The sequence below is a fragment of the Mesorhizobium sp. J18 genome, assembly GCF_007829525.1.
In the GTDB taxonomy this organism is placed as follows: Bacteria; Pseudomonadota; Alphaproteobacteria; order Rhizobiales; family Rhizobiaceae; genus VLJP01.
On sequence record NZ_VLJP01000002.1, the window covers coordinates 47,277 to 58,424 of the forward strand.

Genomic DNA, 11,148 nt, shown 5'->3' on the forward strand with positions numbered 1-11,148 from the left:
GCGCAGGCTGATCCGCAACGGCAACGGTTCAGAAGGCGTATCTTGCGACATAAAGCGGGCGGAGTTCTCGAAGCTGGCGGCGGTTCGAAGCCACATGTCTTGGAAGAAGGTCCCGGCACAGCCGTCAGGAAACACGCTTTGGCGCCCGCAAAACCTTCCGGAGACTTCATTTCGGCCGACCACGAGGCTGAGTACCGCGCCTTCATCGCAGAGCATCCCGATCTTGAAGCGGTGGAGTTCCTGCTCGTTGATCCGAACGGTCTCATGCGCGGGAAATGGGCGCCCGGCGACAGCCTGGAAAAAGCCTTCCGGGAAGGCGTGAATTTCCCGATGTCGCTGCACGGGCTCGATGTCTGGGGCCGCGAGGTGGCCGAGACCGGCCTGCACATCGAAACGGGCGACAAGGACGGCTATTGCCGCGCCACCCGCGGATCGCTGGCGATCGTTCCCTGGGCGAAACGCAAGACGGCGCAGGTTCTGCTGCAGACATTCACGCCGGAAGGCAAGCCGTTCATGGCCTGTCCGCGCCAGGTGCTCAAGCAGAAGGTGGCGGAAGCCCATGCCAGGGGATTCTATCCGGTCACGGCCTTCGAATTGGAATTCTACCTGCTGGATCCGGATATTGACTGGGACGACGGCATGCCCGCGCCCGTAGGCGCGATGGCCGGACCGGATCGGCTGCGCATGTATGGCCTCGACGACCTGGCCGAGCATGCCGAACTGTTCGACATGATCCGCGACGCGGCCGACGCGCAGAACCTGCCGATCGACACCATCATCAAGGAAGCCGCTCCCGGTCAGTTCGAGGTCAATCTGAAGCACCGGGGCGATCCGCTTCGCGCCTGCGACGATGTCATCCTCCTGCGCCGCATCGTCATCGGCTGTGCCCGTGCGCATGGGCTTACGGCGACCTTCATGGCCAAGCCATTCATCGAATATGCAGGCAACGGCATGCACGTCCACACATCCATGCTGGACGAAAAAGGCAGGAACGTCTTCTCCGGCCCAGAAGGCCGCAGGAAGCTTGAAGCGGCTGTGGCCGGTCTGCTGGCGACCATGCCGGAGTCGCTCCTCCTCTTCATCAACACCTGGAATGGCTTTCGGCGCATAACGCCCGGTTCCTATGCGCCGACGCGAGCCGTCTGGGCCGAGAACAACCGCTCGGTAGCGATCCGCATTCCCGTTTCGACTGAGGAGAACCGCCGCGTCGAGCACCGCATCGCGGGAGCGGATGCCAATCCCTATCTTGTCATGGCGGCGATATTGCAAGGCATGATCGAAGGGATAGAAGGAGACGCCGTTCCGCCCCCGCCCGTCGAGGGCAATGCCTATGACGAGGACGGCGTCGCGCTGCCGGACGACATGGATGATGCCTTGCAGCTCATGGAAAGAAGCATCTTCGTCGATCGTGCCCTGGGCCCTTTGCTCGGCAAGGTCTATCGCGACCTCAAGCGCGCCGAGATCGTCGCATTCTGGAGCGAGATCACGCCGCTGGAGCGGACAACTTATTTATAGCCGCCGGAGTTGCAATTCGGTTCTTGTCGGGCCGCACCAACCTAAATAATGTCAGGCAAAATCCCTGCCGTGGAAAGCAACGAAAACGGGATTAGGGGTTCGTCGAACAGAGGAGAGTTCCAATGATACGCAAGGCATTTCTGCTTTCCGCGGCAAGCATGATTGCCGCATCGGTGGCGGCGGGTGCACAGGCCCAGGAACGGGTCGTGAATGTCTATAACTGGTCGGACTATATCGATGAGTCCGTCCTCGACGAGTTCACCAAGGAAACAGGCATCAAGGTCGTTTACGACGTTTTCGATTCCAACGAGATACTCGAGACAAAGCTGCTGGCCGGTGGCACCGGATACGATATCGTGGTTCCGACCGGCACTTTTCTGGCGCGCCAGATCCAGGCGGGTGTGTTCCAGAAGCTCGATAAATCCAAGCTGCCCAATATAGAGAATATGTGGGACGTGATTGCCGAGCGTCTCGCGAAATACGATCCGGGAAACGAATATTCCATCAATTACATGTGGGGCACGGTCGGCATCGGCTACAACACCAAGAAAGTTTCGGAAGCGCTCGGCATTGACGAGATCGACAGTTGGGACGTCGTGTTCAATCCGGACAATCTGGCGAAGCTGCAGAATTGCGGTGTGCACTTCCTGGATTCCCCGACCGATGTGGTGCCGTCGGTCCTGGGCTATCTCGGGCTTGACCCCGATAGCCATGATCCGGAAGTGCTCGCAAAGGCGGAAGAGGCTCTGCTAAAGGTCCGCCCTTATGTTCGGAAATTCCACTCCTCCGAATATATCAACGCGCTTGCCAACGGTGATATCTGCGTTGCCATCGGCTGGTCGGGCGATGTTTTCCAGGCGCGGGATCGGGCGGCGGAAGCCGATCGCGGAGTCGAGATCGCCTATGCCATTCCGAAGGAAGGCACTCAGATGTGGTTTGACCAGATGGCCATTCCCGCCGATGCGCCGCATGTCGAGGAAGCCCACGAATTCATCAATTTCATCATGAAACCGGAGGTGATCGCCAAAGCCTCCAACTATGTCTTCTACGCCAATGGCAACAAGGCGTCCGAGGAGTTCCTGGATCCCGAGGTCAGGGATGATCCGGCCATTTATCCCGATGAGGCGACGCTGGAGAAACTGTACACCACCACGCCTCTCGATCCGAAAACGCAGCGTGTGATGACGCGTCTGTGGACGAAGATTGTCACCGGTCAGTAGGAAACCGCCTTCGGCCCCGGCTTGTCGCCGGGGCCGTTGCTTCTTGCAAAGTCGGGGGCATGTATGAAGTCTCTAGGCAGCATCCGCAGAAGCTTCGCCCCATGGAACGATCCGGCGGCGAAACCCTATATTTCTTTCCGTGGCGTGACCAAGCGCTTTGGTGATTTCGTCGCCGTCGACGATCTTTCGCTGGATATCTATGAGAGGGAATTCTTTGCCCTGCTCGGAGCATCGGGTTGCGGCAAGACGACCCTGCTTCGCATGCTCGCCGGTTTCGAGGAACCTTCGTCGGGCCAGATCCTGCTAGATGGGCAGGACCTGTGCGGAATCCCGCCGCACAAACGTCCGGTCAACATGATGTTCCAGTCCTATGCGCTTTTTCCGCATATGACGGTGGAGGCGAATATCGCCTTCGGGCTGAAGCAGGACGGCATGCCGAAGCCCGATATCGAGAAGCGCGTCGGCGAGATGCTGCGCCTCGTCAAGCTTGAGCAGTTCGCCAAGCGCAAGCCGCACCAGCTTTCTGGCGGCCAACGGCAACGTGTGGCGCTTGCACGCTCGATCGCCAAGCGCCCGAAGGTGTTGCTGCTCGACGAACCTTTGGGCGCGCTCGACAAGAAGCTGCGCGAGGAAACGCAATTCGAATTGACCGATCTCCAATATGAATTGGGGATGACCTTCGTCATCGTCACGCATGACCAGGAGGAGGCGATGACAATGGCGGACCGCATCGCCATTATGGACAAGGGAAAGGTCCTTCAGGTCGCAACGCCTGCGGAAATCTACGAGGCGCCGAATTCGCGCTACGTGGCGGATTTCGTTGGCAGCGTGAACATGTTCGAAGGCAAGGTAGCGGAGAGAAGTGCGGGATCGATGCGGATCGCCGATGCTGGCGGCGCCCTCACCATCAAGGCGGACAATACGGCGGATGTGGCGAACGGTGACACCGTCTGGTTCGCGATCAGACCGGAAAAGCTCCGCGTTTCCTCCAAACGGCCCGCAGATGTGCCGAACGCCGTGGAGGGAGAGATCTGGGATATCGGTTATGTCGGTGACATGACGATCTATCATGTCAAGCTGGATGACGGCCGTATCGTCAAGGCAAGCACTGTCAACAGCCAACGGGTCGTCGAGGATCCGCTGACCTGGCACGACCGGGCGTGGATTTCCTTCGCGGCCGATGCCGGCGTTGTTCTGATAAGGTAGGTTGCGGCGATGGGACGTTTGGCAACGGCAATCGGCAGCAGGCTCGTGATTGCCGTTCCATATCTCTGGCTGCTGATCTTCTTCCTCGTCCCCTTCATCATCGTATTCAAGATTTCCCTTTCGACCACGGCGATAGCCATGCCGCCCTACACGCCGACCTTCGGCCTGGAAGGGGGAATCTCCGGACTTGTCGAAGGGCTCAAGGAACTGAGCGCAGACAACTACACCTGGCTGCTCGACGACCCGCTCTATATCAACGCCTATATATCCAGCCTCGTGATAGCGGCCGTATCCACGCTGATCACGCTTCTGGTCGGCTATCCGATTGCCTACGGCATGGCGAGGGCACCGACGGCCTTGCGGCCCGTGCTTGTGATGCTGGTCATTCTTCCCTTCTGGACCAGCTTCCTGATCCGCGTCTATGCCTGGATCGGCATACTGAAGCCCGAGGGACTGTTGAACCAGTTCCTGCTTTTCACCGGCATCATCGACAGTCCGCTGGTGATCCTGAACACCACGACGGCGATCTATATCGGCATTGTCTATTCCTATCTGCCTTTCATGGTGCTGCCGCTCTATGCGACGCTGGAGAAGATGGACTACTCGCTTATCGAAGCGGCGCAGGATCTCGGCTGTCCCCCGCTCACGGCCTTCTGGAAGATAACCTTTCCCCTGTCTCTGCCCGGCATCACGGCAGGCTGCATGCTGGTCTTCATCCCGGCGGTTGGAGAATTCGTCATCCCCGACCTGCTCGGCGGATCGCAGACGCTGATGATCGGCAAGACGCTGTGGAACGAGTTCTTTTCCAACCGCGACTGGCCGGTATCCTCGGCAGTCGCCATCATCCTGCTGTTGATCCTGGTCGTGCCGATCATGTTCTTCCAGCGGGCCCAGGCCAATGCCCGTGAGAAAGGGCTGTAACGATGCAGGGAAGCTGGAGCCGCTTCAATATCGTCTCGCTGATTCTCGGCTTCGCATTCCTCTACCTGCCGATCGTTCTGCTCGTCATCTTCTCCTTCAATGAATCCCGGCTGGTCACCGTATGGGCTGGTTTTTCGACACGCTGGTACGTTTCGTTGTTTTCCAACCAGGGATTGCTCGACGCCGCATGGGTGACGGCGCGCGTGGCTTTTATCTCCGCCACCGTGGCAACGGTTCTCGGCACCATGGCCGCGCTGGCATTGACCCGATACACGCGCTTTCGCGGGCGCTTGCTCTTTTCTGGCATGGTCTTTGCGCCGCTCGTCATGCCCGAGGTGATCACCGGCTTGTCGCTTCTGCTTCTGTTCGTCGCGGTCAATTTCGACCGTGGCTTTGCGACGGTCACGATCGCCCACATTACTTTTTCCATGTGTTTTGTCGCCGTGGTCGTGCAGTCGCGGCTCCTGACCTTCGATCGTTCACTAGAGGAGGCGGCGCTGGACCTTGGCGCCACGCCGGTCAAGGCCTTCTTCCAGGTCACCCTTCCCATCATCCTCCCGGCTGTGGTCGCCGGCTGGATGCTCGCTTTCACATTGTCGCTGGACGATCTGGTGATTGCGAGCTTCACTTCCGGTCCAGGCGCAACAACTCTGCCCATGAAGATCTACAGCCAGGTCCGGCTCGGCGTGACGCCGGAAATCAACGCCGTCTGCACGATCCTCATAGCCATCGTCACCATAGGCGTGATTACGGCAGCGATCGTCAACAAGAGGCGCGAAGTCCAGCGCCTGCGCGACGAACAGGCGGCGCGGCGGCTTTAATCAGCGCGGCGGCAGTCCGGGTAGAACCGGTGAGACGAACGGATCGCTCCATGAGCCGCCGACGAAGAATACGGCGCGCGCATCGTCCCCTGATTCCGTTGGAGCAGCGGGTGCTATGGTGCCGGAAAGCGCTATGCCGCGGCCGGCGAATGGGATGAGACCGCCAAGCGATATCACGCTTTTGCCGGAGCGGGCCTCGGCCTTGTCGATCCTTGCCACGCCCTTGGAAATCGTCGCCTTGATCTCGGCTCCTTCAATTGCGAGCGATCCGCCGGACACTTCTGACAGCGGAAAAAAGCCCCCCTTGGCATTGCGCGACAAAAAGGCTGCAAGCTCTATGCCTGGTATGGTGCCCTTCCCGAAGGTGCCGGAAACCGAGCCATCAGCGCTTTCGAGCACGCTGTTCCATTCCCGGCCTGTGCCCTTGAGGATGATGGAAAGCGTACCACTGCCTTGCGGGATGAACTCCTTTGCACCGAGCATGGCGGCGAGCTCGCTGCCTTTTATATCTTCGGCGCTCATCCGCAATTCGACCAGATTGTCACCGATCTGCCGGTCGACCCGCATACCGAACTGAATGTTGCCCCCAAAGGCCCGGGCATCCGAGATATCGAAAGCAGCCAATCCGTCCTTCACCTGGGCGGTGGCGGCAATGTCGGAAAGCTTGATCGAGCCGGCCGTCGCCGCTGCCGCCGATAGCCGCAAATCGAGATTGAATCCATTGGCTTCGGAAGTACTGATCGAGGTTTCCGCGGACTTTGGATCGGGCGGGAGCGGCGTGAAGGCGGCAAGGAAGGAGGGAAGATCCAGGCTCTTGAAGGCCAGCGTGCCCGTCACCTTCGGCGGCACCGGCGAAAATGCCATATCCAGGACCCCTGTACCGGAATTACCATCGAGGGCGAGCTGCGCATTCTCGAATTTGCCGCGTTTTCCGTTGCCGGTGAATTTCGCGGCCAAGGCAAAGGAGCCAACTGCATTGCTGGGATTGGCATCGAAGCCTGTCCATTCGAGAAGACGTCTCAACGAGGGCGACGAGAGCTTCAATTGACCGTCCGCAAACGGATCGGCCGAGACATTCGCAAGACCTTCGAAGGAAGCCGTCATTGGAGCCGCGCTCAGCGTCATTTTGATCGGCGTGTTGCCGCCGGCGAACAGAAGCAGAGGCTGTTCGGCACTTGCTTCGATGGTGACCCCTTCGCCATGCCATATCCCGGATGCGGAGAGCGTTGCGGGGCGGTTGAGCGCCGACCAGTTCAGCTTTGCGGAAAGGCCCGACACGATTTCACCCTTCTGGGCCGACCTGATTTTTCCGCCCTCGATTTCCACTGTGCCGAACGGATCGACGGGCAGGGATGATGTGTCCGGGCTCGAGGAATTGGCCGCGAGCAAGGAACGGGCGACATCCACCGATTGGGCGAGCTTGCCGCTTCGTGGAGTGGGCGGCAGAAGCAGCAGCCCACGGGTATTGGCGACAAGTATCGTCGGCCGCACGAAATAAATTCGTGTGAAGATGATTTCACCCCTCAGCGCGGCGAGGGCGGAAAGGTCTACATCCACGCGCTCGGCTTCGATGACGGGTGACCCGTTCGGCGCCCTCCGGTCGACGAAATCCACGTCGTGAAGCACAGCGCGAAAGGACGGCCAGACTTGTATTCGGGGCGATTGCCCCAGTTCTACCTGATAACCGCTCCAGATACTCAATTGACGCGCGATTCCGTCCCGCACGATCTGGGTGGAGGCGATAAGGGGCAGAGCCACGACCGCCACAATGATCAATACTATGGCCGCGCCGAGCGCCCACGTGCCTTTTTTGGCAGCCGATACTGGCATAAATCCTCACCGTGGGATGGGAAGAAGCCCCGATCCTTCGCCCATCATTCGGGATTTACCCGAGACACGTTTAATTTCAACCTTTTATGGCCGCGCGATGGCCAGACGCACAGATCATCTGTCGAAAGGGCATCTTGCTCCGCGCCGACGCAACATGCATAACCTCGTCGCCCAACCGGAGACCTGACATGCAGCAACCCGAGCCGCTTTGGATTCCTTCAGATGATCGGATAAACAACGCGCCCATGACAGCATTCATGCGCGAGGCGGCAAAGGCGTCCGGGCAGCAATTCGGCGACTACGAATCATTGCACAAGTGGTCGATCGAAGACAGGGAAGCCTTCTGGAGTCTGGTCTGGGATTTCTGCGGCATTGTCGGGGAAAAGGGCGAGCGTGTTCTCATCGACGGTGACAGGATGCCCGGTGCCTCCTTCTTTCCCGATGCGCGGCTCAATTTCGCAGAGAACCTTCTGCAGCATTCCGGCAGCGGCGACGCCATCGTCTTTCGCGGTGAGGACAAGGTGGAACGGCGCATGTCCTGGGACGAGTTGCGCGCGCTGGTTTCGCGCCTGCAGCAGCTTTTCAGGGCAGAAGGCGTGAAGGCCGGAGACCGGATAGCCGCCATGATGCCGAACATGCCCGAAACGGTGGCTGCCATGCTGGCTGCCACGTCGATCGGCGCCATCTGGTCCTCCTGCTCGCCCGATTTCGGTGTACAGGGCGTGCTTGACCGCTTCGGCCAGATCGAGCCGGTCATCTTCTTCGCGCCGGATGGCTACTGGTATAACGGCAAGTCCATCGAGGTGGCGGACAAGATCGCGGAGGTGGTCGAGAGGCTGCCGACAGTGAAACGTGCGATCATCGTCGATTATCTCGGCACTTCGGCCAATGTCGCGGAGGGAATCGAGCGCGCCCGCCCGCTTGAGACTGCAATCGAAGCTTATGAGGCGGGCGAGCCGGAATTCGAGCGCCTTCCCTTTGCCCATCCGCTCTATATCCTGTTCTCGTCGGGAACGACCGGCGTCCCGAAATGCATCGTGCATTCGGCCGGCGGCACGCTCATCCAGCATGTGAAGGAGCAGCGTCTCCACGCCGGGATCGTGAAGGGCGACCGCTTCTTCTATTTCACCACATGCGGCTGGATGATGTGGAACTGGCTGGTTTCGGGCCTTGCTTCCGGCGCTACGCTGCTGCTCTATGACGGCTCGCCCTTCTATCCGAACGGCAACGTCCTGTTCGACTTCGCCCAAAGCGAGAGGATGACCTATTTCGGCACTTCGGCGAAGTTTATCGATTCAGTCCGCAAGGCTGGGCTGGAGCCCATCAATACCCATGATCTTTCGACCGTGCGCGTGATCTCCTCGACAGGGTCGCCATTGGCGCCCGAAGGTTTCGAATTCGTCTATCGGGCGATCAAGAAGGACGTGCATCTGGCTTCGATTTCAGGTGGCACCGACATCGTCGCCTGTTTCGTGCTCGGAATACCGATCAAGCCCGTCTGGGTGGGCGAGATCCAGGGGCCGGGGCTCGGAATGGCCGTCGACGTATGGGACGACGAGGGCAGGCATATGCCCGAGGGCAAGGGTGAATTGGTCTGCACGCGTGCCTTTCCATCAATGCCCATCAGTTTCTGGAATGATCCGACTGGCGAGAAGTACCACTCGGCCTATTTCGATCGCTTCGATAATGTCTGGTGCCACGGCGATTTCGCCGAATGGACCGGACATGGCGGCATTGTCATTCATGGCCGGTCGGACGCGACCCTTAATCCCGGCGGCGTGAGAATAGGCACGGCGGAAATCTACAATCAGGTCGAGCAGTTGCCCGAAGTGCTGGAGGCGATCTGCATAGGACAGGATTGGGACGGTGACGTGCGCGTCGTGCTTTTCGTGAGGCTGGCAGAAGGCGTCACGCTGGATGAGGAACTGGAAAAGAAGATTCGCAACAAGATCCGTACGGGGGCCAGTCCTCGTCACGTGCCGGCGCGGATCGTGGCCGTGGCGGATATACCGCGGACCAAATCCGGCAAGATCACCGAACTTGCCGTGCGCGACGTGGTGCATGGGCGCGAGGTCAAGAACAAGGAGGCGCTGGCCAATCCCGAGGCGCTTGACCTTTTCCGAGACCTTCCGCAATTGCGGGAATAGCTTACCTCCCTGAACCTGGCGCTTTAAGAACCGTTCACGCGGCGTCGCGGTCGCGCATCAAAGTTCCCGTGAGCAGAATGACCGGGAGGATCGCAGTCGCGATGATGAGAAGGGCGGCGACGGCTCCGTCCTCGACCGCGCCCCGAGACGCGTTCTCGTAGACATTGGTGGCTAGCGTGTTGAAGCCGAAGGGTCTCAGCAGGATCGTGGCGGAAAGTTCCTTCACGGTATCGACGAAGACGAGTATGGCGGCTGTGGCGATCGCCGGCCGCAGTAGCGGCAGGAGGATGATGACGGCGCTGCCTGTGGATGTCTTGCCGAGGCTTCTCGCGGCTTCGTCAAGATTGGGCGGCAGTTTGTCCAGGCCGGAGCGGATCGTTCCTTCGGCAAGGGCGAGGAAGCGGATGGAGCAGGCCAGCACGATGGTTGCCGCCGAACCGGTCATCAGCAGCCCGGTCGAGAAGCCAAAATGCTGGCGGAAGAATGCATCTATTGCATTATCTGCATGTGCCAGAGCCAGCAGCAGCCCAAGACCGAGGATCGTCCCTGGCATCGCATAACCGATCGAGGCCAGCCGGACGACAAGCGCAGTCGCGTGGGAACGCGAGAGACGGAGCGCGTTTAGCAGGAAGAGTGCGGCCAAAACCGTTATCACAGCGGTGGAGGCGGCTGTCATGAGGCTGGTCAGGAAGGCTTCGGACAGCGCCGGTTCGGTGAGTTGGTAGAGCCGCTTTCGGGCATAGTCACCGAAAACATAAAGCGGTATGCCGAAACCGGCGAGTATGGGTATTGTACCGGCCATGGTCGCCGCAGCGGCTCTCCAGCCGGCAAGACGCGTGCGCGGCGGATGGATCTTCAACTGGGTTCCGCGCGCGGCGTGGAAGCGCTGCCGGCTGCGGGCAAATTGTTCGGCCGTCAGGATCAGAAAGACCAGGATCAGCATGAGCAATGCGATCTGTGCGGCACCTTCCAGGCTGCCTCGGTTCAGCCACGTCGTATAGACGGAAAGCGTGAGCGTCTGGACCCCGAGATATTGTACGGCGCCGATATCGTTGATTGTTTCCATCAGTACCAGTGCCAGACCGGCCACGATGGCAGGGCGAGCCACCGGCAGCAGGATGCGGCGGAAGACCCTTGACGGTCTCGCGCCGAGAGTGCGCGCTACATCCGCAATATTGCGCCCCTGCATGATGAAGACGACACGGGCGGTGAGATAGACATAAGGGAAGGTCACAGACGCGATGACAATGGCCGCGCCCATCGTCGAGCGTATGTCCGGAAACCAGTAGTCGCGCGAAGTCCGGAAGCCGAATATCGCCCGGAGTGCCGTCTGCACCGGGCCCGTGTAATGGAAGAATTCCGCAAAGGCATAGGCCGCCAGGTAAGGTGGGACGGCAAGCGGCAGAACAAGCGCCCAGGACAGGATGCGGCGCAAGGGGAACTCATAGGCGACCACGAGCCAGGCGCAGGTGACGCCGATCGAGGCTG

General features: G+C 59.8%; 8 protein-coding genes. 6 read left to right on the forward strand and 2 right to left on the reverse strand.

Annotated elements, in window-relative coordinates; genetic code table 11:
- Window positions 1-138 precede the first annotated feature (138 nt).
- From L598_RS01725 to L598_RS01745, 5 genes are all read left to right on the forward strand, one after another.
- Window positions 139-1,515 carry a glutamine synthetase family protein gene (locus tag L598_RS01725; RefSeq protein WP_144859489.1) on the forward strand — a complete coding sequence of 459 codons (1,377 nt, stop codon included), beginning with the start codon at window positions 139-141 and terminating at the stop codon, window positions 1,513-1,515.
- 158 nt (window positions 1,516-1,673) lie between these two features.
- Window positions 1,674-2,735, forward strand: coding sequence for a polyamine ABC transporter substrate-binding protein (locus tag L598_RS01730; protein ID WP_281407354.1), 1,062 nt, complete (start codon window positions 1,674-1,676; stop codon window positions 2,733-2,735).
- Window positions 2,736-2,798: 63 nt separating this feature from the next.
- Window positions 2,799-3,941, forward strand: a complete 1,143-nt coding sequence (gene potA / locus L598_RS01735; protein ID WP_144859501.1) for a polyamine ABC transporter ATP-binding protein — start codon at window positions 2,799-2,801, stop codon at window positions 3,939-3,941.
- A gap of 9 nt (window positions 3,942-3,950) precedes the next feature.
- Complete coding sequence (locus L598_RS01740) at window positions 3,951-4,862, forward strand: ABC transporter permease subunit (protein WP_144859505.1); 912 nt, start codon at window positions 3,951-3,953, stop codon at window positions 4,860-4,862.
- Between the two features lie 2 nt (window positions 4,863-4,864).
- Window positions 4,865-5,683 (forward strand): ABC transporter permease subunit, encoded by an 819-nt coding sequence (locus L598_RS01745; protein WP_144859508.1) that lies wholly within the window; start codon window positions 4,865-4,867, stop codon window positions 5,681-5,683.
- Here L598_RS01745 and L598_RS01750 read toward each other — a convergent pair whose 3' ends face one another.
- Window positions 5,684-7,513 carry an AsmA-like C-terminal region-containing protein gene (locus L598_RS01750; RefSeq protein WP_144859511.1) on the reverse strand — a complete coding sequence of 610 codons (1,830 nt, stop codon included), beginning with the start codon at window positions 7,511-7,513 and terminating at the stop codon, window positions 5,684-5,686. It abuts the gene before it with no gap.
- A 188-nt stretch (window positions 7,514-7,701) separates the two neighbouring features.
- Here L598_RS01750 and L598_RS01755 point away from each other — a divergent pair, with 188 nt between their 5' ends.
- Window positions 7,702-9,660 carry an acetoacetate--CoA ligase gene (locus L598_RS01755; RefSeq protein ID WP_144859514.1) on the forward strand — a complete coding sequence of 653 codons (1,959 nt, stop codon included), beginning with the start codon at window positions 7,702-7,704 and terminating at the stop codon, window positions 9,658-9,660.
- 34 nt (window positions 9,661-9,694) lie between these two features.
- On the opposite strand, the gene L598_RS01760 is transcribed toward L598_RS01755, so the two are convergent.
- Window positions 9,695-11,140 carry an iron ABC transporter permease gene (locus L598_RS01760; protein ID WP_246658584.1) on the reverse strand — a complete coding sequence of 482 codons (1,446 nt, stop codon included), beginning with the start codon at window positions 11,138-11,140 and terminating at the stop codon, window positions 9,695-9,697.
- Between the last annotated feature and the right edge of the window lie 8 nt (window positions 11,141-11,148).

Excerpts from the sequence above, each read along its gene's own strand:
- L598_RS01730 (WP_281407354.1), top strand. The coding sequence starts at position 1,674 with ATGATTGCCGCATCGGTGGCGGCGGGTGCACAGGCCCAGGAACGGGTC.
- potA (WP_144859501.1), top strand. The coding sequence starts at position 2,799 with ATGAAGTCTCTAGGCAGCATCCGCAGAAGCTTCGCCCCATGGAACGAT.
- L598_RS01740 (WP_144859505.1), top strand. The coding sequence starts at position 3,951 with ATGGGACGTTTGGCAACGGCAATCGGCAGCAGGCTCGTGATTGCCGTT.
- L598_RS01745 (WP_144859508.1), top strand. The coding sequence starts at position 4,865 with ATGCAGGGAAGCTGGAGCCGCTTCAATATCGTCTCGCTGATTCTCGGC.
- L598_RS01750 (WP_144859511.1), bottom strand. The coding sequence starts at position 7,513 with ATGCCAGTATCGGCTGCCAAAAAAGGCACGTGGGCGCTCGGCGCGGCC.
- L598_RS01755 (WP_144859514.1), top strand. The coding sequence starts at position 7,702 with ATGCAGCAACCCGAGCCGCTTTGGATTCCTTCAGATGATCGGATAAAC.